Raw genomic sequence first — 22883 nt, 5'->3', positions numbered from 1 at the left:
GCCCCCCTTCAACGCTCAACCGTGCTGCACTTTGCGCAGCTCCATCAAGAACCGCGACGCGACATGCCCCCTCGGCTGCCAGAATGAATCGGGCTCCAGCACATACAACCTGCCGGAATTGAACAGCGTCGTGAGGGCCTCGCGGGTGCTGACCCTGGGTTTGTCCGATTCGGGATCGACCCAGCCGAACAGCAACAAGTCGTGCTCGGCACGCTCGAAGCTGGGCGCATAGACCAACAGCGCGCCCGCCCTGGGGGTGAAGTAGTAACGGGCACCCACCACGTTATCCTGCCTCAGCATATCGACCACGAACCGACACTCTTTTTGTGAGATGAAGTTGTCGGCGATGGCCTGTTCATACCGATCCGCCGATTGCTCCAGACCGACCTCCCACTTGTGCAGTTGCTGCACGCCCATCACGCGATAACCCGTCGGGTACTTGGGGCGCGGCGTGGTGCGTGGGTCCAGGTTCATCACCCCACCAAACAGGCGCTGGTAGGCACGCGTGCCGCTGCGCAGTCCCACATAGACACTGGGCCCGCTGTCGTCCACCGGTTCACTGGCCAGGTAACTGTTGCCTGCCGGGTTTTGCAGGATGGCCGCCATCCACGCCTTGCCTGGAGCGGCCGGGTAGCGGCGCCACAGATCGCGCGCGGCGTCGTCCGGATGGGAGAACAACGGCCCGAGGGCAACCCTGGCATCCAGCGCCTCAGCGGCCGTAGAGCCGGAACGCTCGCTCCAGGTTTGCAGGACGGGGCCCTTGCCGGCCCAGATATCACCCGTCACCAGCACATCGAGCTGCCCCGCACGGGCGACCTGGAGGATGTATTCACGGGGGTTGAAGTCCCCATTCAACCGCTTGATGTATGCCTGCAACTGCGGCTCGGCATCCCAATCATCGTCCAGCCGCGTGGCCTGGTATTTGAGCAAGGCGCTGTCGGCGCAGGACAGGTACAGCGGCAGAAAGGCCGTTGCGCCGGCATTTTTTCTCGTACGCACCACCCCCAACGCGGCGCGCAGCACACTCGGCGGGATGAACGCGTGATACACCGGGGACGCTCGCAATTCTTGCGGCTGCCGGGCCGGGGCGTACAGGTACAGTGCCGCCACCGTACAGCCCACCGGCAAGCGCCCGCCCAGCAGCACCCGATCATAGGGGAACCTCTTGTCTTCACCCTCCACCGGCAGGCTGGCCATCCAATGCCCGTTGGCCAGTTTGAAGATAAATCCGTAGGTCAGGCGCTCGTGCCCGCCCGCCCGCTCATGGGCATCGCGTGCGGCGTCGTCGATATGGCTGAACACCGGCCCCATGGCACGGTCCGCCGTGGCGTGGATGAACCGATCCGGGCTCAGGAACCCACGGGCAGGCAGCCAGGCGCTGCCCAGGGCCTGTGCATTGCCCCACAACGCACTGCCCTGCACCACCGACAGGGACGCGACGTTAAGTACCCGGTTGACGTATTCGACAGGCGTCAGGCGGCCATCGCGCATCTGTTGCTCCAGCTGATTGCTCAGTGGGTCGTGGGGTGTCCGCCCGGCCGGTGCCACGGCTTGCCTGAGTGCCTCAAGGTCGTCTGCCAGCCGGCCTTGCTGCGTCGTGCCCAATGCGTTTTTGCAACTGAACCCGACTACCGAACCGTCGAGCCCGAACAGATACTCATGGCTCCACAGGTGCTGGCAGGTGAGTGCCGTGGCCAGCACCTCGGTGGAAAACATCGCCCGGTAAACCGCCTCGCCGTCCTCATCCAGGATGAAGCCGGGCAATACATCGCGGCGCGAACGGTAGCGCCCCACCAGCGTCAGGCCAGGAGCCAGCCAGTCGGCACGCACATCCTCATCCGGCAGGATCCACTTGGGATCGAAATTCTCCGTCGCCACGGGCAACGGCTCGGTGGCGACAAACAGGCCATCGACACGCTTGAGCAGCAAGCCTGCGTAGATCTTGTCACGACGTTCACCCACTCGTTCGTGTGCATAGCGCACGGCGTCGTTCTGATCAAAGAACGCCGGGCTCAACGCTCTGCGACTGAAGTCCGCATAGGGCAGCCAGTCCGCTCCCAGCCTGTTGCTTTCCTCGTCCCAGCATTCGCTGGTCACCAACACGCCAAGCCAGCTGGTGGCGATGACATTCCTGATAAAGGCCTGGGCTGACAACTGACCCGAACTCAGTCGGGTGTGTACGTCCTCAAAAATACCGGACGATTGTTTGACCGGGTCGAAGAGCCGCGTCGAAATGTCTGCCTGGTACTCGAGCAAGGCATTATCCAGAGTGGAAATGAACACAGGCAGGGTCACCTCGCTGCCGGTATCCCGCCAACGCCTGGCGGCCAGGAAGGCGCTGTACAAGTCAGCCGAGGACAGGAAGTGCCTGGCCAGCCAGCGCTGTGGATTCTGCAGTGCCTCGGGCATCCACCGGCGCGCGTACACCAAACCGTGCAACTCGAACGGCGCGGGGTAGATGAACGCCCCGTCCTCCTGGGCGGCAAACAGACTTGCCTGGGTGAACAACGGGTTGGCCGCGTCTGCGGGGACAAATTCGCTCACCACGTACTCATCCTTGTCGGCGTGCTTGAGCAAAAACGCAAACGCCGTCTGGGCCGGGTGATAGCCCCGTCGCAGGCGTCGGTGGGCGTCCGTGACGGCATCCCGGGCAGTGGAAAATATCGCGCCGAAAGCCACCTGTTGCGGTCTTGCAAAAGGTGCCGAGGCCGGGTACGGGCGCCAGGTTGCCAAGACATTGCCCGGCGGTCCCCACAATGGGCTGCCGAGCACAATGCGCAGGCCCAGGGCGGATACGTGTCGCACCATGGCCAGCGGCTCGCGTGCCTCAAACCCACTACCGGGCGCCACCTCGGCCATCAGCGCTAATTGTTCCTTGGCCCCCGTGAGATCAAAGGCGATCAGGCCATCTTCATCACAGGAGAGATACCCGGTGGAGACCCAGTGTCGATTGCCGATCAGGCTGTGCAGGTCGGCATCGCTGAACCGTTGCCAATCCACGCTGGCCTCTTCCCGCGTCCAGCCCTGGCGCTGCATATGCCCCCGATCCAGGCGCGCCAGCGAACGGCATGAGGCGTACTGTCCATGCAGCGTGTAGGGTTCGAGGACCAACAGCACGCCGGCATGATCCACGGGGAATACTGTCTCGAGGGCAAAGCGCCCGGCGTCGGTGCAAGCAATCGGCAAGGTGGCGATAAACCGCTGGTCCGGCGTCCTGAGGATGCAGCCGCAGTACTGCGCGTACCGAGCGGCATTCACCTGTTCATGGGCAAACCGCGCCGCATCATCGGCATGCAGGAACGGTGCGCTGAACACCGGCGTCCGATACCGGGCGAAGGGTTTCCAGGTTTGCTCCACGCGCCCGGTCACGTCCCAGAGCCGGCCGGCCACCTGCACCGACAGCGCGCCTGCCGCCGCAACCCGCAGCACGTACTCAGTGGGCGTTACCGCACCGGAGAGCAGGCTGGCCTGGTGACCGTTATCGGTGACGCGACCGGTAGGCGTGACCCCATACAACTGGCTCTCGAGGCCGGTCCCGCTGAACCGGTATTGCAGTTGCGCGCCATCTCGGGTGCTCAGGTAAAACGAACGCAGCGTCCGGTCCGCTGCCCGTGCCTGGGCGATCGCCGCGCCGAGGTCCTCGGGCGCCACAAAGCTCTCGTACAGCCAATGCTCTCGAGTATTCATCCCAAGGGCTGGGAGCGACTGATAGCAAATGCCGTGCAGTTCATGCCCCTCGGGTATCACTGGCTCGCCCTTGGCATCGCGTGCGAACACCGATGCAGGCGAAAACAACGACCTGCCGACCGCCTCGGTCAAGGGTAGGGGCAACGTGGCGAAATACGCTGGGGCCTGGGTGTCTTTGAGAATGAACGCGACCTGCCTCACTCCCGGCTTGAGGTTGAACCGGGCGTGCACCACTTCAGCCGCCAGTTCCGGGTGAGACACGACCCAGGTATACGCCGGCTCCACCGGAGTCACCGCTACAAACGGCTCAAAGGGTTGCCATGTGACAGGCACCCGGCCCCGGGAATTGCCGAACACCGGGTTTGTCTCGATGACATGAAACTCGCCCGCGCGCACCATCTTATCGAGGACATGCGGGGGCGCGCCGCGGAACCGGTCAAGCCGCGGCTTGATGGTACCGGTGCGCTGGATTTCCTGCAGCGCGTCATGAAGATCAAGTTCCAGCGCACTGCCACTGCGTACATATTTGATCAGCGAACCCGCCGTGCCCGAATAGTAGAGGCTGGGAATGGGTTGCCCACGCCTGGTGAAACTGGCGACATACGTCCGCAAAGGGACATTGAGGGTCAACAGCAGTCGTTCGTCCAGCGTCCATTCATCGTCATAATCCGAGCCAGCGGCCAATATCTTGCGTATTTTTTCCGGGTCGGTGTCCACGGCGATGAAAAAGCCGTGGTAGCGGTAATCCGGTGGCAAGGCCATGGCATCGAGCACGGTACCGAATGACAGGCCCATTTGCGCGAGCAGCTCGGTGTCGCCAATAGGCGCCGTCGACACGAACCTGCCGTCGCTGCGCTGCAGGATAAACCCCAGTTGCAGGATGTCGCGCTGACGCACGCGCTCATAGAGATAACGGGCCGCGTCATCGGCCCTGAAGAAGGCCGGGCTCAGGTCAGCCTGCTGCCGTTCAAACCAGGGCTGGACTTTCCCGAGGCTGCGCCAGATCGTTCCGCCCTCGCGGACGTTCAACTCGCCCATGCTCGCCAAGCGGTCGACATAACGGTATTCGGTCAGCGTACCGTCCTCGAGTTGCGGTTGTGCCGCCGCCCCATCCGCCCCCAGAAACGAACGCTCGGCATGCGTCCCCGAGAGGGTATAGCTCATCAGGCTTTTATCAATGAGCCGCTGATACAGGGTCGGCGACCTCTGTGGGTCGAACAGCGCCGGCGCCGATGCCAGCATCTCGGCCAGGCTCGCCAGGAACACCGGTGAAATCGCCGGCAGGCTCGCCGAGGTCCGGCCCAGCAGGGCACCCTCGATCAAAAAGCCTGGCGGCAACTGCGCCTGGCCATCGTTGCCCCGTGGAAATACCTGCGGGGGCAGCGCGCCTTCCGGGGTCAACCGTTCGCCAAGGGTACAGACATAGGCGTCCTCTCCCGTGGCCTTGAGCAGATACCCGAAAAAGGGCTGGTCGAGTGCCTTGTCGGTGGCGGGAATCAACTCGGACACGAGCGGCTTGGGCATGACCGGAGAGAAGAACGGCTGCATCCGGTCACCGCCCGTCAAGGGCCGACTCAGGGCCCAGTCGTTGAGTACCCATGCCTTGCTCACCCGCCCCCGCACGCCGCCCCAGGCACTGTTGGCCACCAGCACCGACAGTGCACCCGCCTCGGCCAGCGCCGGCACGTAGTCCTTGAAAAAGTCGATGTTCGGGTGGTTGACCGGGTCAAGCTGGGAGAGGAACGCCTGCAGCTTCCCCCGGGTGCGCACTACAAATTTCAACAAGGTGCCATCCGGCCCGGACAGGTAGCTCGCCGCCACGTGGCCGCTCAACCGCTCGATGACCTGCATGTCCGGATACGAATACAGACCCCGCAGGAGGGTGCGCTCCCGGGGCGGGAACAGCCTGGCGGGAAAGTCGTCATCGGTATCGGGATGGGAGTGGTAGAACCCGTAGCAGGTATAGCCCGCCGGCAGGATCGGCTTGCCGTCCACGATCGGGATCACACTGTCGAGGGCAATCTGTTTGGCGGCGCCCCTTTTTGGCACCGTCGCGAAGTAACGCTCTGTGTACTTGAGAATCGCACCGCCGTACTCCCCCTCGCGTTTCTTGCCGATGTGCCGGTGGGCCCAATAAGCGGCGTCATCCGCGGTGATGAACGGCGGGCTGAGTGCCGGCAGGCCAGCGCCTGAGGCAGGTGTTTGCCGACTGTCATCGGCGTGCGGCGAAGCATGGGTATCCATCGTGAAGCCCCCTCGGGCGTGATCTGGGAAACGGACATTTAAAGCGCCCGTCCTTCCCGCAGGGTCTTAACTATGTGTGGTGCGCCAAGGCGTCAGAATTCGTCCTTGGCCGGGCGCTGGGGCTGCACCTCCATGTGCGGTTGTTGCTGGCCGTCGCGCACCGACCAATCCACATGCAACAAGCCGCTGAGTGTCCAGTAGTCATCCGGCTCCAGCACGTACAGGTGCCCATCGGTGGCAAGGCGCGACAGCCATTCAGTCGGCTGGTAATCGACAGGGCCGAAAAACAACTGGCCAGTGAACAGCTCCTCCTCCCGCGGGGTAAACCTGGGTTGGTACTTGAGCAAAGCACCTTGACGCGTGGTCAGGTAGCAGAAGGCGCCCTGGACGCCGCCCACTTTCAACAGGTTGCGATAAAACCCCAACTCGTCCCGACTGACGAAATGAGCCGCGAGGTCTTCATTGCCGGAGCCCTCGCCCATTGTCTTGTAGAAAAGATGGCAAGCCTGCAGTTGGTACCCCTTGGGATAGTCCGGTGTCGGCGGGTCGGGAAACAGCAACGTGCTTTCATACAGAAACAGGCGTTGCGGCACCGATGACTCGATACCGTGGTCCTCAAGGGGTTCGGCCGCAATGAACGAAGCCCGCGCAGCATCCACCAGAATCGCCCCCAGCCCTTGCTCCTTTTGGAATGTCCCCATGCGGTGGGCGGTCGCGCGGGCAGCGTCGTCCGGGTGTGAAAACAGCGGGCCGAACAGTAATGGACGGTTTTGCCGCGAGTCTGCGGCCTTGGTGCCGGCAACCCAGTCGGCGTCGACCTTGCCGCGCACGCTCCACGTGGTGCTGACCTGCTCCACCTGAATCTCCAGGGCACCGGCTAACTGACGCACATACGCCAAGGCCTGCAAGCGTCCGGCCTTAAGTTGCCGCCAGATCTCGGTCGAAGGCATGCCCGCGGCGAACGGCGTGGCGCTGGTGGGGTTCAGTTTGAGCCAGGCGCCGTCCACACACCCCACATAGATCGGCAAATAGGCATGATGGGTCGGCGTTCGCACGCCCCAGGCGCGCGCCAGGTCCTGGGGCGACACGAAACGGCTGTACAACGGGTCGTGCTCCAGAATGTCCGCCCTTGCCGGCGGGCACAGGTAGAGCCCCAGCAGCTCGAAGCCCTGGGGCGCAAGGCCGTCGAGCATCACTCGGTCCAGGCTCAATGCCCCACTGTCACCGGGCAGCGGGACACTGGCCACATACCGCTCGACATGCCTGGCCTTCAACAGCAGGCCGAACTGCAGACGCTCACGCGGGCCAGCCAGGCGGTGCAGATAAGCCTGCAGGTCAATGCGTTGCGCGAACACCGGCGTCAGTTCCGTATCCGCCGTGACAGGCCCCGTCATGGCCGAGACAGCACCGGGTACCCAGTGCGTGAGCGTGCGCGCGGCCCCCCACAGTGCACTGCCCTGGACAACCCGCAGCTCACCCGCACGGGCAACGCGATTGACGAACTCGCTGGGGGTCAGGGTGCCGTCGCGAAAGCTGCGTTCGATGTCGTTGCGTTCGGGGTGATCCTTGTCGCGGCCGCGCACCGACACTTTATGCTCCAGGCTCTGTTCAAGCGCGCTGTGGCTGGGCGTGTAGCACAACAGCGCATCGTCGTCGCACAACAGGTATTCAGGCCCGACCGAATGCCTGGGCGGCACCGTCGAAGGGCTGAGTATCGCCGCCAGGAACGCCGTGGAAAACATGTTCCCGTACACCGCGCGCTCCTGCTCGGGAAGCGCAAAGGGCACCTCACCCGCCACCCGCGAGTGATAACGCGCCACACAGGTACTGGCGTGCAGAAACATAGCCTGCGTCACCAGTTCATCAAGGCGAATCCAACCCGGCGCGAAGTCTTCGACCTGCACCGGCAACGGCTCGGTGGCAGTGAACAAGCCGTCGGTACGCCGCAGGATCAGCCCGCCGTACACTCGGTCGCGCCGCGCGCCCAGGCGCTCCAGGGCATAACGCGCGGCGTCATCCGCGTTACTGAATACCGGGCCCAACAGGCGACGGCTGATGTGCGCGAACGCCAGCCAGTCGGCTCCGACCCGCCCTGCCACGTCCCAGCATTCACTGGTCACCCGCACAGACAATTGACCACTTGCCGCCATGTGGCGGACATAGCTGCGTGGCGTCAGTGTCAGCGCCAGCTTGGCCGGCAGCACCTGCGGATCGACCTGGCCGGAGTCGTCGACAAACAGGGGAAACGGATCTTGCCGGGTGTGGAACTCCAGCAGTGCGCCATCGAGTGGCGAACAGTACAGCGGCAACGGTGACATCAGCCCTCCACGCCTCACGCCACGCTCATCGTAGAGGGCCTGATACAGCGCCTGCGCATCGATGAAATGGCGGGCCAGCCAGGCCTCCTGCCCCACCAGTGCGCGGGTCATGCGCTGGCAGGCGTAGTACACGGCATACACTCGAAACTCATCGATCAGGACCGGGGCGCCGAACTCTGCAGCGTGATAGAGGCGATCCAGCAAGTGCCCCGGCAGGACAGGCGTGGCAGCGAACTCATCCAGCGTCACATGCTTGATCACCAACCCCAGGCCACTCGCGCCGATGGCGTAGCGCGTGCGCCCACGGGCACAGGCGTGCTCCACGGCCTGGGCGGCAGTGGCAAACACGGGGCCCAGTTCCGGTGGTGAGGCAACCCGGTACTCATCGGGTTCGAACGGCCCGGACCAGTCGCTCTCCACCTTGCCCGCAGGCCCCCAGACCCGGCTGCCCACCACCACCCGCAGCAACCCGCCCAAGACCGTTTCGCGCACCAGGTCGCCAGGCTGCAACGTGCCGTCCTGCAATTGGTGCTGCACTTCACTGCCACCGGGGCCAGGGGCGACGCGGGCACGCAGGTCATGGGCCATGCCCGGCGCAAACGGCTCATAGCACAGCAGGCTGTCCGCCGAGCCCGACAGGTAGGCCAGCGGGACGTCCTGTTGCAGGCCGAACACAGCATGCAAATCCGTGTCCGTAAACATCTGGCCCGCGATTGCCGCTTCCTCTTCAGACCACTTGAAAGCGCCGTTCTCGGCGCGTCTGCGCGAGCTATAGATACCCCGTACACGATGCCCCTTCGGCAGCAAGATGAGCTGGCCATGGCGGTCCAGCGGGTAGACCTGGCTCAAGTCGAAACGCCCGCCTGGGTTTGCCAACGGCTCGGTCGCGACGAAGCGGTGATCATCACGCTGCAGAATCAGGCCGATGTAGCTGTGATCGCGCCGGCTGCCGATTTGCTCGTGGGCGTAGCGCGCGGCATCATCAGCCATCACGAACGCCGGACCAAAGGTCAGGGCATGACGGGCATAGGGTTTCCACTGCGCACCGACGCGTCCGGGAACGTCCCACAACAGGCTGGTGCGCAGCACCGTCAGCTCGCTGGCTGCAGCCACTTTCCGTACAAACTCCAGGGGCGTCATAACGCCCGCCACCAACCCCGCATTCAGGTTGTTGTCGATGCCGCGCTGCGACGTCGGTGTTGGATTGAAAAATGGCGACTGCGCCTGGGCATTGGCGAACAGCAACTTGAGTTGCGCACCGTCATAAGTGCTCAGATAAAACCCGAACCCGGGCCCGCCGGTGACCACCCTGGACAAATTGATACCATGGGCCAACGCCAGCGGTTGGATAAAGCGCTCATACAACCACGGTTGCCTGACCTTCGGCGGCGCGGGCACATCGGCACACAATGTATAGGCCCCCACAAGTGTCCAGATATGCGGGATAAAGAAATTGCCGTCGTCGTCCGACCGAAACACAACCGCTGGATCGAACTGCACCTGAGCCACCACTACCGGCTCGGTCGCCATGAATGCCTGGCGGCTGCGGTGCTTGAGGATGAATCCGACTTGCTGCGCGTCGGGATTACGCAGCAGTTGCTCATGGACCAGCGCCATGACCTTTTCGGGGTCGTCCAGGATCGGCCCCAGGTAAGGCTCTTGGACAATGGGGTTCGGATTGGGCAAGTAGGCACGCCACTGGCTGGACAGGTCTGCACGCCACCCCGCCCAGACCGGCGAGCTGACGACCACCGATACTTGGCCGACCGCCAGCAATTCCTGGATGTAGGCTTCGACCGGCTCGCTGTCCAAGGGTAGCGCCGGTGTCGCCTGCCCCTTCAGCCGAGCCCGCATGCGCAGGACAAAGTCCTGTGGCATCGGCCCCTCATTGAGCACGAACCTGACCAGGGAGCCTTGCGGCCCAACGGTGTAGAACACCCTTAAAAAGCTGGTCGCCAATACGGCCTCGAAGCAGGGGACACTTTGCGTGAGGGTAATGCGGGAGGCCGACCAGCCCGGGCGCAGGCGGCTGATCTGGGCATGACGGTCGATATCACAGAAGTAGTATGCCTCGTATTGATAGCCATGGTTTCGCATCTGAACGAAGGCCGGGACCATGGTCTCGACATCGCTGAACAGAAAATCCTCCAACCGCCCTTCTTGAGGGTACGAAGCGCGACAGTAGCCCTGCGCGTCGGTAAAGATATACCCGCCGCAGGATCGGCCCTTGGTCCTGTCGATCTGCGCCGCCGCGTAACGTGCGGCATCATTCAACGCGCCAAAAGGTGGGCTCAGGCGGTGCAACAGGGTCTGGGCGGAATAGGTCATGCAGTTCACTCCTTGATAAAAGGGTGGACCACCACCCTTACAGTGCCACCATCTTGGCGAGGGGCGCAGAGAGCAGGCGTTAGATAACTAATGTGCGCGCACCATAACGGCTCAGCGAGCGGGCCGTGCTCGACCATGGCGCACCAATACGGCGCAATTCACTGCGCCTGCCCACCGTGACGTTGGGCTTGCCCCCGGCACGTCCTTTGCTTTACCCAGGCACGGCCTAAAAAAAGACCACCTGCATTCACCATGAACCTGCCCGCCTCCACCGCCCTGTTCACCCCCAGCTGGCATGCCGAGCTGGAACTCGGCTACGCCCGAATCGGTGACACCACCCGCCCGGTGATGCGTCGCCACCTGGGCCCGCTGCGGGTGCAGAAGCACCTGTACGCCGAGGGCCCCGAAGTGTGCCAGCACATCATCGTGCACCCGCCCGGCGGGATTGCCGGCGGTGACCGCCTGGATATCCGCGCGCATGTCGCCGAAGGCGCCTGGGCGCAATTGACCAGCCCCGGCGCGGCCAAGTGGTATCGCGCCTGCGGCCCTGCCTATCAGCAACTGAAACTCACCGTGCAAGCCGGCGCCACCCTGGAATGGCTGCCCCAGGAAACCATCGTGTTCAGTGCGGCCCAGGCCGAGCTCACCACGCGCATCGACCTGCAGGGCGATGCCCGTCTGTTTTACTGGGACGTGGTCGCCCTGGGTCGCCCGGCCAGTGGCGAGCGCTTCGATCTGGGGCATTTCCAGTCTCATCTGGATATCCGCCGCGACGGCCGGTTGCTCTGGCATGAACGCCAGCGCATTGTGGGCGCCGACGGCTTGCTGGAGTCGCCCATCGGGCTGGACGGCCAGCCGGTGTTCGCGACGCTGCTGCTCACCGGTGAAATCGACACAGACTTACTGGAACACTGCCGCACCCTGCCCCATGCAGTACGCGGCGACCTGACCCAATTGCCCGGCTTGCTGGTCGCCCGTTGCCTGGCCAGTGAAGCACTGCTGGCGCGGGCATGGCTGATCGATTTATGGCGCTTGTTGCGCCCGGCGGTGCTCGGCCGGGAAGCCGTTTCACCACGAATCTGGAGTACCTGAACCATGGACCTGACCCCACGGGAAAAAGACAAACTGCTGATCTTCACCGCAGGCCTGGTGGCCGAGCGCCGGCTGGCGCGCGGAGTGAAGCTCAACTACCCGGAAACCATCGCCTACATCTCCGCCGCGCTGATGGAAGGCGCCCGCGACGGCCGCACCGTGGCCGACCTGATGCACTACGGCACCACGTTGCTCAGCCGCGAACAGGTGATGGAAGGCATCCCGGAAATGATTCCGGACATCCAGGTGGAAGCCACCTTTCCCGACGGCACCAAACTGGTCACCGTCCACCAACCCATCGCGTGAGGCCTGGTCATGATTCGTGATGCGACCCAAGACGACTTGCCGGCGATCCGCGATATCTACAACGATGCGGTACTCAACACCACAGCGATCTGGAACGAACAGCCGGTGGACCTGGGCAATCGCCAGGCCTGGTTCAGTGCGCGGCATGCCCAGGGATACCCGATCCTGGTCTCGCTGGAAAACGATGAAGTCACCGGTTATGCCTCGTTCGGCGACTGGCGCCCTTTCGAAGGTTTCCGCTACAGCGTCGAGCACTCGGTGTATGTGCGTCACGACCAGCGTGGCAAAGGCCTCGGCCCACGCCTGATGCAAGCGCTTATCGAACGTGCGCGGGAAGGCGGTAAATACGTGATGGTCGCCGCCATCGAAAGCGGCAACCTGGCTTCCGTGCGCCTGCATGAACGATTGGGCTTCGTGACCACCGGGCAAATGCCGCAGGTAGGCATCAAGTTCGGCCGTTGGCTGGACCTGACCTTCATGCAACTGGCCTTGAACCCGGGCGCCGAACCGCCCCAGGAGTGAAAACGATGAACGCCACGCACCTGCGTCGAGTCAATGCAGAAAGTTTTGCCCATTACCGCCCGGGCTTGATCGAGTTGTTGCTGGATGCCGTCAGGCACGGCGCATCGGTCGGCTTCATGGCGGACTTCGATGAGGCCCAGGCGCGTGCTTACCTGAGCACTGTGCAGGCGAGTATTGAAGACGCCAGCCTGTTGCTCTGGGTCGTGGTACGCGACGAACAGGTGATCGCCAGTGTGCAATTGGCCTTGTGCCAAAAAGCCAACGGCCTCAACCGCGCCGAAGTGCAAAAGTTGCTGGTACACAGCAGCGCGCGGCGTCATGGCCTGGGCCAGCAACTGATGCACACCCTGGAGCTCGCCGCACGCCAGCACCAGCGCGGCCTGCTGTACCTGGACACCGAAGCCGGTTCACCGGCCGAAGCCTTCTACCAGTCGCTGCGCTACACCAGGCTCGGTGAACTGCCCGACTACTGCCAAAGCCCGGACGGGCGCTACAGCCCGACCGCCATTTACTTCAAGAAACTGGGGCAACCTGCATGATTCCTGGCGAATACCGGATCCAGCCTGGCGACATCGAACTCAACGTGGGCCGGCGCACCGTCACTCTAAGCGTGGCCAACAGTGGCGACCGGCCGATTCAGGTGGGCTCGCACTACCATTTCTTCGAGACCAATGACGCACTGACGTTTGACCGGGCGGCGAGTCGTGGCATGCGCCTGAATATTCCGGCGGGCACGGCGGTACGCTTTGAACCTGGTCAAAGCCGTGAAATCGAGTTGGTGGATTTGAGCGGTGGGCGGCGGGTGTTCGGGTTTGCAGGTCGGATCATGGGTGATCTTTAGGGCCTTATCGGGGGCAAGCCCCCTCCCACATTTTGACCGTGTTCACACATCAAGGTGGGAGGGGGCTTGCCCCCGATAGCGATCTCACATTCAACACATATCTTCAGGGCAACCACATGAAAATCAGCCGCCAAGCCTACGCCGACATGTACGGCCCCACCGTCGGTGACAAGGTCCGCCTGGCCGACACCGAGCTGTTCGTCGAGGTCGAACAGGACTTCACCGTCTACGGCGAAGAAGTGAAATTCGGTGGCGGTAAAGTGATCCGCGATGGCCAGGGCCAAAGCCAGTTGCTCGCCCATGAAGTGGTCGACACCCTGATCACCAATGCCTTGATCATCGATCACTGGGGCATCGTCAAGGCTGACGTGGGCTTGAAAAATGGCCGCATCCACGCCATCGGCAAGGCCGGCAACCCGGATATCCAGCCCGGCGTGACCATGGCCATCGGCGCCAGTACCGAAGTGATCGCCGGTGAAGGCATGATCCTCACCGCCGGCGGCATCGACAGCCATGTGCACTTCATCTGCCCGCAGCAGATCGAAGAGGCCCTGAACAGCGGGGTCACCACCCTGATCGGCGGCGGCACAGGCCCCGCCACCGGTACCAATGCCACTACCTGCACCTCTGGCCCGTGGCACCTGGCGCGCATGCTCCAGGCCAGCGACTCATTCCCGATGAATATCGGCTTCACCGGCAAAGGCAACGCCAGCCTGCCCGAGCCATTGATCGAGCAGGTCAAGGCCGGCGCCATCGGCTTGAAGCTGCACGAAGACTGGGGCACCACCCCCGCCAGCATCGACAACTGCCTGAGCGTGGCCGACGAGTACGACGTACAAGTGGCGATCCACAGCGACACCCTCAACGAGTCCGGCTTTGTCGAAACCACCCTCGCCGCGCTCAAGGGCCGCACCATCCACACCTACCACACCGAAGGCGCCGGTGGCGGCCACGCGCCGGACATCATCAAGGCCTGCGGCTTTGCGAATGTGCTGCCCAGCTCCACCAACCCGACACGGCCCTTCACCCGCAACACCATCGACGAACACCTGGACATGCTGATGGTCTGCCATCACCTCGACCCGAGCATCGCCGAAGACGTCGCCTTCGCCGAAAGCCGTATCCGCCGCGAGACCATCGCTGCCGAAGATATCCTGCATGACCTTGGCGCATTTTCCATGATCAGCTCCGACAGCCAGGCCATGGGCCGCGTCGGCGAAGTCATCACACGCACCTGGCAGACCGCCGACAAAATGAAAAGACAGCGCGGCCCGCTGCCGGGCGACGGTGCAGGCAACGACAACTTCCGGATCAAGCGCTACATCGCCAAGTACACCATCAACCCGGCGATTACCCACGGCGTCAGCCATATCGTCGGCTCCATCGAAGTGGGCAAGTGGGCCGACCTGGTGCTGTGGCGCCCGGCGTTCTTCGGGGTCAAGCCGACGCTGATCCTCAAGGGCGGCGCGATTGCCGCCAGCCTCATGGGCGACGCCAACGCCTCGATCCCCACGCCGCAACCGGTGCACTACCGGCCGATGTTCGCCAGCTTTGGCAGCGCCTTGCACGCCACCAGCCTGACCTTCATCAGCCAGGCGGCCCGTGACGCCGGGCTGCCCGAGGCCCTGGGCCTGAAAAAGCAGATCGCCGTGGTCAAGGGTTGTCGCGACGTGCAGAAAACCGACTTGATCCACAACGATTACCTGCCCGACATCGACGTCGATCCCCAGACCTACCAGGTCAAGGCCGACGGCGTGCTGTTATGGTGCGAACCGGCGGATGTGCTGCCGATGGCCCAGCGTTACTTCCTGTTCTGAGGTGTACGGCCTGCGTCCGGTTACAAGTCCTGGTACAAGTCTTCGATGCTGTCCAACTTGGCGCGCTGTAACGCTTCGTCGGTGAGCTTTTCCACTTGGGCCCGGTCTTGCGCCGCCAGTTTCTCCATTTCGGCGTCGAGCTGCGCCTGGGTCATCAGTGCCCCCGGCGGCACCTCGGCGGCCGGCTTGCCCAGGTGTTCCGCCAGCCGCAGTACCTCGCTGCGCCAACGGTCCTTTTGCACCGGATCAGCGGCGTCGAGCCAGGCTTGCTGGGCATCGCGCAGATCCAGCCAGGCCTCTGCCTTGCCTTGCAGCGTCCTGAAGGGCTCTGTGTGGGCCTGCCGGAGATAATCCAGCCAGAACGGCTGCTCACTGATCGATTGCCGCAACAGGTTACCTTCCTCAAGGGCGAGCACTCGCTTGCGGGCCTGTTCGATCATGTCCGCGGTCACGTCCGGCTCCGAGAACATCATCCGAGCGGATTGCCAGGGCAAGTGCAATTTGTCCCGGGGCGCCAATTCGGTCGCGTAGATCAGGTAGACCTCTACCTCGTCGATGTCGCGCATCGCATTGCCCTGCGCATCGCGATGGGTGATGCGTTCTCCATCGGCGTCGCGCTCGGGGTATTTGCGCCCTTCGGCCAGCAGCGCATCGACCCGGGCACGAGCGATCCGACCCAGTTCATCCAGGCGTGACTTGCCGCGCGCCACAGCCAGCAAGTCGCGCTCCACCGTGTCCGGGAGAAGCGAGTCGTACGCCCGCGCCACCAGCACTTCAACGCCCATGGCATTGAACAGTTGGGCACCGGCATCCACACAGGTGGTGGGCGCCGCGGCCATGGCAAACAGTTTTTCACGCAAGGCTGTGTTGGCGGCCGCGGATTCGATCATTTTCCACACTTTGCGCGTGAGATCGATTTTGGCCGCGCCCTCTTGTTCAAGTGCATCTGCCGATTCGGACAGTTTGCGCAACTCATCGAAAAACGGCTCGGACCCGTGCTCATTTTCCAGGGCGTCCCAGGTGTCCTGTTTGGCCTGCCACTGCTCATCGCTCAGGCCGCTGCGCCAGTGGATGCTGTCCATCACCCCCCGCAGCGGATAGGTACGGTCCGGCTCCAGCCCGACGGACAGTCGGTAGCCCCTGACGATCTCCAGATTCTGCGCAGAAATGAACGTCGGTTCCACGCTGATACGGGTACGTGCCACGGTGTTTGCGTGGCTTGACCCAGGTTCGACCTGGGGAACGCTGTCCAACCGATTGGCGCTCAGGTCCAGCACGAACGAACGCGCCCGTGGTTGCTCAAACAAGCCCGTGGGCCAGGTGGTCTGCCCGCTGTTGCTGAGCAGCAGCATGCCCAGGTCCGGCATGCGGCCGATGTCGGGCGCGCGGCCAAGCGGATTGCTTTCCAGCCCCAGGTAGTTCAGCTCCGTAAGCCCACTCAAGTGGTTGACGGCGTTCGTGTCCAGGACGATCCGATTATCGGACAGGTCCAGTGCGGTCAATCGCTGCATCTGACCTATCGGCTCCGGCAGCACCCTCAGTTTGTTGCCATCCAGGCCCAACCGCCGCAGCCGCTTGAAATAACGCAGGAAGGGGCTGGGGTCGGTCGAGATTTTCGCATCCGATAGCTCAAGGGCCGAAACATGGTCGAAATTGGCGGTCAACAGCGGCAGTTGCTCAAGCTGGCCGTGCAGGTCTTCGCCGGACAGGTCGAGGACTTGCCCATGGGCATACCCGCTGATATCCACATCCTCGGGGCCCGTGCGGCGCCAGGCTTCGCGCAAGGCCTTGACGATCCGCAGCCGGGCGAACCGTTGTTGCTGGAACGCCCCGGAACGACGCTGCTCCTCGGTGACCTGGTTGAAGTGTTCGCGCTGCCAGTTCTGCAACGTGTTGTCGAGTGTCTTGTACTCCAGCTCCAGGGCCTTGAGCCGGGATTGGTACTCCAACCCCATGTCGTCGATGAACGCGTTTATTTGCTCGAAGGTAAACCCAGGGAAAAGGGTGCGCACGCGCTCCTCGATGATATGCCCCCAGACCGTATTCTGACCGTGGTTGCTGGCCAGGTACCCCAATTTCCCGCTCGCCAGGCGCAGTGACGGCCGATGTGAAAAGAGGTACCGCCGCTGCTGGAGTTTAAGCACCGTGCGCAACTGGTCACGGGGCAGCGCCGCGGCAATGATCCTGGCCTTCAGCTCCTGCCCTTGCTTGATGTTCGGCAAGCCGATGGCCTGGCGGTGCTCGTCGGGCAAGGCGTGCTGGATGGCTGAGTAGAGGTCGTCGGGCTCATGCAGGGTTTCATCGCGGACATTGCGTGCCTGGTAACGGCCCTCTCCAACCCGCACCAACACCTTGCGTTCAGTCGCCTGCTGCGGGCCGAAACTGGCCCGTAGCTCACCGTCCAGCTCTGCCTCACGCACTTCCAGGCGCAGGTTGTCCTTCCATCCCGCCAACCTCGGCACTGAATTGACGACCAGGGCTTCGGTGTCCTTATCCGCCAGCGCCTCCAGGTACAGGCCCTCGTAGGCGTGGGTCAGGCGCATGTTCTGCTGCAGTTCGTGTGCCTGCTGCGCCAGCCGCAGCGGCACACGCTGCTGGGTGTCGAGCACTGCTCTCTCCTGCGCAGTCGCGCTTCCCAACAACTCCTGGACCATGAGCGTCGGGACCCGCGCAAACTGGCGCTTGATCAATTGGGTTGCGGCGTCCGTGGGCGGCTGCTGCTCGGCGTAGAGGCTGCGCATCAATCGCGCGCGCTGGGTAACCGCGAAGGTTTGCAGGCGCGTCTTCAGGGCCGCGCTGCGCAGTTCCGGCGTCCTGGGGGTGTAGCCAGGCAACAAGGTGTGGATCTGGGCTTCATCGAGAAAAGCGATCACCCGCGCGGGTAACTGGCCGTTCATCAGTTCTGTACGGCTGATCCGCAGGGTGTCGCGGGTGGAAGCGCCGGGAGCGCCGTACTTCACCGACGGGCTGCTTGGCTCGGTGTCCGAAAACGCTTCGATCGCCAGCTGTTGCGGCCAACCCGTGAGGTCCACGGCCAGTGAGGCTGGAAAGCTGCACAATGCGCTGGAATGCTTGCCCGCGCCGATTTCCTCGGCCACCGTCCCCGCATCGCGATAGGCACGGAATTGGCGAACGGTATCCAGCAGGATCGCCGGCACCGGCTCACCTTCGACATGCACCCGACGCAAGCGGTCTTGCGTCACGCCACTGGCGTGGCGGATCTGTTCCAGCTCGGTGTCACTGAAACCGTCCATCACCGGCCCCAGGCGGCGCATCAGGGTAGCGCCTTGCCACTTCAAGGGTTGCTCAAGTTCATGGTTCCAGGCGCCCTCGCCATTGGCGGTCAGGCGCGGCAAATAGGCATCGTCCCGTGACGGGTGCTCGATATGAAAACGCTCGGTCTGCGGGTCTTGCCGTACCGCATAGCGCTTGCCCTCCAGTTCCAGCAGCTGTTTGCCGTCGACCTGGTGCAGCCCCTGTGCGTCGGCGACGGAACCGGCGGGCAACGGCGAAGTATGCTCGTAGATGGACAGATCGGGCTTCCACAGCCGGGTCTTGCCGCTGGGCAACTGCACCGCCTTGAGCTGCTCGATGAAGGGCGACAGGGTCAAGTGAGCCACGCCCACACCGGCCGCCAGCAGGGCCAGGTTTTCCAGCACATCGGTGATATGCGCCCAACCGGCTTCGCGGTCCCCCTGTGCCCACTCGATAACACCGTCCAGCACTTCGTATAGCAACTGCCCCGCCGTGACCAGGGACATCGCCACCCCCAGCGGCGGAACCACCATGCCCAGCAGGTTCACGGCAAACAGGCCGGTATTTAGATAATGCTCAAGACGCCGCGCACGTTCAGCATCGTCCGCGTCGGCAGTGCTCACGGCCTGGGCCCGCGCATCGGCATACAGGCGCTTGCGCAAGCTTTCGTAGCGATGGGGCCACAGGTCCACTTCCTCCCACAGCCCCTTGATCGCATTCGCGCCGATATTGAATTCCGGCGCGCTGATCGGCACCCGTATCTGCTGCCGAGGCTCACCGAAAATCGATGGAATACTCTGCAGGTACGACGGCGTCACCAGTGACGTGAGGTACTGGCCCCATTCGGACCGCAACCAATCCTCGATGAACGATCCTGGCGGTGCATCCACCACCAGCTCGGTAAGCCGGCGAAAGTAGTAGGGGCGATGCCGGTAATCAATGAACCGGCTGTAGAACCGCTGGTATTCGGTAACCGGTAACTCTACGGAGCGGTCGCCATGGGTCTGCGTGCCGGCAGTAAGACGGGCTGTCACGGCGTTGCTGAAGTCGGCGAATGACGCGTACCGCTTGATCGGATGCTCGGGGTCGTCCGGGACGTAGATGATCACCCATTGGGAATAGCGATATTTGACGCAGGGGTCGATGACCAGGCAATCGCTCATGCGCAGGTTCATCATGCACGGCACGCGGTACCACACTTGCTTGTCGCCCAGCATGATCGATTGTTCACCGGCCAGCACACGCATCAGCAAGGCATGATCGCTCGCGTCGATATCACCCTTGATCAGGGCCAGGTAGGCCGCCGCCTTGAACGCGGCTTTCTGGTGGGTCAGGTAGCGCTCGCGCAGCAAGCCCTCGGCGACCGCGTCCTGGGGTTCCAGGAAGGTCTTGAGGTAGGCCTGGTACTGCGCGCCAAGGTCCAGGTCACGGCACAATTGCACAAAGGTTTCGATCTGCAACGAAGTGGCATGGCGTTCGAACTGGCCGCGCGCATCGGGTGGGGTGATAAAGCCTGAGGATTGGTTGAAAAATCCCTTCTCGGCCTCCCGCGCTTCGAAGTTGTTCAACGCCGCCTGCAACAACGAAAAGGACTTGCTCTTGAACCCGCCCGTTGGCCGGCCGAAGGCATCTTCCACCGGTGAATAAAGCCGCAGCCAGGTTTGATGGACGTCCAGTTCGAAGCCCGCTTTTTTCAAGGCCGCCTCCAGCAACGGCTGGGCAAACGCAGTCACTGACTGCAATTTGCCCATGGACTTTTCCAACTGGTTGAGCGCATCGCAGCGCGCATCCATCAGGGTCTTGAGCTGGTCCTTCTGGACCTGGGAGGCGGCGGCGTACCAGTCGGGAATTTGCGGCGCAGTCTCTTTGAGGGCCTGACGACGCTCAGGCGAGGCCTGGATAAGGCATGGTGCGATGGCCTGTTTGATCAGCGTGTAATGCTGGCCTTGATCGATGGGTGCGGACGATGCGGAGGGTTCCACTGCGAGGGACTTGGACATGGGATGACTACTGTGTGACTTGAAGATCACCGGATCCTAGCCCCCCCGCAGGAGGGAGCGGGGTTAACTATTTATCCGACCGTCAACGCGGTTACGCGTGTGCTGTCCAGGCTCCGCGCCCCGTCCGTTCGTGCGCCCCCTGCCGAGGGTGATCGACTCGAAGAGGTCGCGGGTCACATCCTCGACGGGCGGGCTCTCCAGTAGACTGTTCATCTGAGTCTCAGGCAGCACCGCCGCCTCCACGGCAGCCCTCAATTGCTCTGGGTTCGACAAGTGCAGGCGGCTGCGTTCCTGGGGCCGCAATGCGTCCCAGACCAGTGTGTAGAAATCCCGCCTATCCTCCTGGACGGGCACTTCCAGCATCCTGCCGGGTTCAGCCGTCTCGATCCCGATGGCATCCACGGGAGCGCCCCCCAATTGCTGCTTGAGCTCAATGCGAGTGCCCGGTTCCCAGCCGGGCAGTGTCTCCAGCAAGCGCAAGCCCAAGCGCATGCTGTCCAGGGCCGGCGGTGTACCGTACTGCAAGTCCTCATAGAGACAGAATTCGCGGATGAACCGTTCGCACACCCTGGCCTGTTCGGCCTGCACCTGCGGCAACAGACCGCTGCTACGAAACGCCCGTAATTGCTCGGGATTCAATGTCGCTACCAACCGCTGAGCGATGGGCGCAGATAGATGGGGACAGGCATCGAGCACACTGCGCACGTCCCGGCAGACTTGCCTGGCGAGGGCCTGCATGAGCGCATCAATCCGCTCACGTCTGAAGCAACCCGCATAGCGACCCAGGGTTTCGCGCAATTTGCCGGCGCGCACCGCCAACGTCTCACCCTCTTCCCCAGGTATTTTCTGCAGGGTTGGATCGCTGCGCTGCAACACGCGCAGCACTTCTTCCAGCACTTCGCCTCGCGCCAATTGCTGCTCACTCAGGGGCAGCCTTATGGGCGGCGTGGACGAAGCAATCAGATCATCGAAGTACACCTGCCCGCCCCCCAACACTTGCAGACGCGGTGCATCGGGCAAGAAGCCGCAGTGTTTCATGAAGTACAGTTGATACCTCGGATCGGCGTGGGAGTAGACCAGCGGATCCGTGCTTTGCATCTGCTCGACAAACATTCCGAGGTGCTGACGCATACGAGCGCGAAGCCGTGTGTAGTGCAGTAATGAGGTCAAAAGTGGCTGGGACTGCATCAAACTCTGGCACGACACTCCCACGGAGGAAGACGGCAGAGGGGTCGCAGCGGAGGTTGGGCGTGTTTCGTCGGTCATGGTGATGCTCCTGAAGCATAGGAAGACTGAATCTGAGCCTTCCCCACCTGCAGGTGGCGGTAGATAGTTAATCTGCCTGTGCATACCTATCTACCGCGTCATGTCCCTGCGCGGGTGATGTGCTGTCCGCTCCCAAATCCAAGGAGTGACTCATGGCAGCTTTACCCCCAATGGACGAGATTCGCCCAGCCGTCTCGGAGAGTGTGCACACCACTTTCCTCGAGAGCGCCATCCCCGACTGGCTGAAAAAAGCCACGCCGCAACAGTTAGATGCACTCAAGACCGCGCCCGACGCACTGCCAGACTGGTACCAGCACGCCTCTGCGGCGCAACGCCAGTCGCTTATGGACTGCATCACCGCCGGCTTCACGGCCCAGAGCACGCTGGACAACGCCATGTCCCAGTTGCAGGACATCGACACCTTCGCCCGGCCGTTGTTGGTCAAGGCCCTCAAGGATCAGTTCAAGGTCGAGCTGGACGTCGACAAAACCTATATCCGCCTGAGAAAGAGCGTGACGATGGGTGTCTTCAACGTCACCGCCGGCTGGTTCGAGGCGCTCAAGCTGCCACTGCTGCAAGCCGCCCTGCACAATTTCGAAGCCGCGGAATGCGAAGCCGGTGCCTTTCATGCCTCCTCGGGGTTCGTGGTCCAGGCGGCGACTGGAACCGGCTTTGACCCCGTCACCACCACGCTGACCGTGGAGCAATTCACCCGCCTGTGCCGCACGCTGGATATCGGCACGCAGTACCAGGCCTATCTCAAGGCATTCCTGGAGCCCGAAGACGCGGTGGCGCAAGCCGTGTTGCGCAACAAATTCACTGTCGCCCACACGACCGCCCTGCACGTGGCCGCCGAACAAGCGCTGATGAAAAAAGACATCAGCGACGCCGAATACCGCATGGTGCTATCGGTGGTCGCCGGTGAACACGAACCTTTACTGAACGGCAAGCGTGTATGGTTCCGCGACTTGAGCCTGATGAACCACCGCCTCACGGGCGTTGTGGTGTTTCTCTTCAGTACGTCCCAGATCCGCGATGAGAGCGAGTTGCTGCTGTACATCCCCAACGAGCCGCAGTCGCCGCTCAAGCGCTATTCCCTGGGGGAACTCGCGCCGCTGTTCAAGCAACGCTTCACCACCCCGGACACCCCGCCCGCCGAGCGCGAAGGCCCCACCGCTTATCAGCGGTTCTTCAGCCAGTTCGTCAA

At 63.0% G+C, this 22883-nt stretch carries 11 protein-coding genes; 7 read left to right on the top strand and 4 right to left on the bottom strand.

Annotated elements, in window-relative coordinates; genetic code table 11:
* Window positions 1–15 precede the first annotated feature (15 nt).
* Complete coding sequence (locus tag BM017_RS25905; protein WP_092249879.1) at window positions 16–5931, bottom strand: DUF4329 domain-containing protein; 5916 nt, start codon at window positions 5929–5931, stop codon at window positions 16–18.
* Window positions 5932–6023: 92 nt separating this feature from the next.
* Entirely contained in the window at window positions 6024–10577 is a 4554-nt protein-coding gene (locus BM017_RS25900) for a hypothetical protein (RefSeq protein ID WP_092249876.1), read from the bottom strand.
* A 252-nt stretch (window positions 10578–10829) separates the two neighbouring features.
* Here BM017_RS25900 and BM017_RS25895 point away from each other — a divergent pair, with 252 nt between their 5' ends.
* The 6 genes from BM017_RS25895 (at window position 10830) to ureC (ending at window position 15155) form a co-directional block, all read left to right on the top strand.
* Window positions 10830–11669, top strand: a complete 840-nt coding sequence (locus BM017_RS25895; RefSeq protein WP_092249874.1) for an urease accessory protein UreD — start codon at window positions 10830–10832, stop codon at window positions 11667–11669.
* A gap of 3 nt (window positions 11670–11672) precedes the next feature.
* Complete coding sequence (ureA, locus tag BM017_RS25890; protein WP_003171437.1) at window positions 11673–11975, top strand: urease subunit gamma; 303 nt, start codon at window positions 11673–11675, stop codon at window positions 11973–11975.
* A 9-nt stretch (window positions 11976–11984) separates the two neighbouring features.
* Complete coding sequence (locus BM017_RS25885; protein ID WP_092249871.1) at window positions 11985–12497, top strand: GNAT family N-acetyltransferase; 513 nt, start codon at window positions 11985–11987, stop codon at window positions 12495–12497.
* A gap of 5 nt (window positions 12498–12502) precedes the next feature.
* Entirely contained in the window at window positions 12503–13036 is a 534-nt protein-coding gene (locus BM017_RS25880; RefSeq protein ID WP_071491632.1) for a GNAT family N-acetyltransferase, read from the top strand.
* Window positions 13033–13338 carry an urease subunit beta gene (locus tag BM017_RS25875; protein WP_092249868.1) on the top strand — a complete coding sequence of 102 codons (306 nt, stop codon included), beginning with the start codon at window positions 13033–13035 and terminating at the stop codon, window positions 13336–13338. Before BM017_RS25880 ends, BM017_RS25875 begins: the two co-directional genes overlap by 4 nt.
* A 116-nt stretch (window positions 13339–13454) precedes the next feature.
* Window positions 13455–15155: an urease subunit alpha gene (ureC, locus tag BM017_RS25870; RefSeq protein ID WP_071491633.1), complete on the top strand. Its 1701-nt coding sequence runs from the start codon at window positions 13455–13457 to the stop codon at window positions 15153–15155.
* 20 nt (window positions 15156–15175) lie between these two features.
* On the opposite strand, the gene BM017_RS25865 is transcribed toward ureC, so the two are convergent.
* The gene (locus BM017_RS25865; RefSeq protein ID WP_092249865.1) at window positions 15176–20410 is read right to left on the bottom strand and encodes an NEL-type E3 ubiquitin ligase domain-containing protein; all 5235 of its coding nucleotides are present in this window, start codon (window positions 20408–20410) and stop codon (window positions 15176–15178) included.
* 63 nt (window positions 20411–20473) lie between these two features.
* Window positions 20474–21508: a hypothetical protein gene (locus BM017_RS25860; RefSeq protein ID WP_139216878.1), complete on the bottom strand. Its 1035-nt coding sequence runs from the start codon at window positions 21506–21508 to the stop codon at window positions 20474–20476.
* 320 nt (window positions 21509–21828) lie between these two features.
* Between BM017_RS25860 and BM017_RS25855 the strand changes: the two genes are divergently transcribed.
* Window positions 21829–22883: dermonecrotic toxin domain-containing protein (locus BM017_RS25855; RefSeq protein WP_371914747.1), on the top strand; the 1055-nt coding region annotated here is incomplete at its 3' end.

This window comes from Pseudomonas sp. NFPP04, assembly GCF_900113815.1.
GTDB lineage: Bacteria > Pseudomonadota > Gammaproteobacteria > Pseudomonadales > Pseudomonadaceae > Aquipseudomonas > Aquipseudomonas extremorientalis.
This window is presented reverse-complemented; position numbering and strand designations above follow the sequence as displayed.

What these genes read in the sequence shown, in the direction of transcription:
- BM017_RS25905 (WP_092249879.1), bottom strand. Translation starts at nt 5,931, where the DNA reads ATGGATACCCATGCTTCGCCGCACGCCGATGACAGTCGGCAAACACCT.
- BM017_RS25900 (WP_092249876.1), bottom strand. Translation starts at nt 10,577, where the DNA reads ATGACCTATTCCGCCCAGACCCTGTTGCACCGCCTGAGCCCACCTTTT.
- BM017_RS25895 (WP_092249874.1), top strand. Translation starts at nt 10,830, where the DNA reads ATGAACCTGCCCGCCTCCACCGCCCTGTTCACCCCCAGCTGGCATGCC.
- ureA (WP_003171437.1), top strand. Translation starts at nt 11,673, where the DNA reads ATGGACCTGACCCCACGGGAAAAAGACAAACTGCTGATCTTCACCGCA.
- BM017_RS25885 (WP_092249871.1), top strand. Translation starts at nt 11,985, where the DNA reads ATGATTCGTGATGCGACCCAAGACGACTTGCCGGCGATCCGCGATATC.
- BM017_RS25880 (WP_071491632.1), top strand. Translation starts at nt 12,503, where the DNA reads ATGAACGCCACGCACCTGCGTCGAGTCAATGCAGAAAGTTTTGCCCAT.
- BM017_RS25875 (WP_092249868.1), top strand. Translation starts at nt 13,033, where the DNA reads ATGATTCCTGGCGAATACCGGATCCAGCCTGGCGACATCGAACTCAAC.
- ureC (WP_071491633.1), top strand. Translation starts at nt 13,455, where the DNA reads ATGAAAATCAGCCGCCAAGCCTACGCCGACATGTACGGCCCCACCGTC.
- BM017_RS25865 (WP_092249865.1), bottom strand. Translation starts at nt 20,410, where the DNA reads ATGTCCAAGTCCCTCGCAGTGGAACCCTCCGCATCGTCCGCACCCATC.
- BM017_RS25860 (WP_139216878.1), bottom strand. Translation starts at nt 21,508, where the DNA reads ATGCAAAGCACGGATCCGCTGGTCTACTCCCACGCCGATCCGAGGTAT.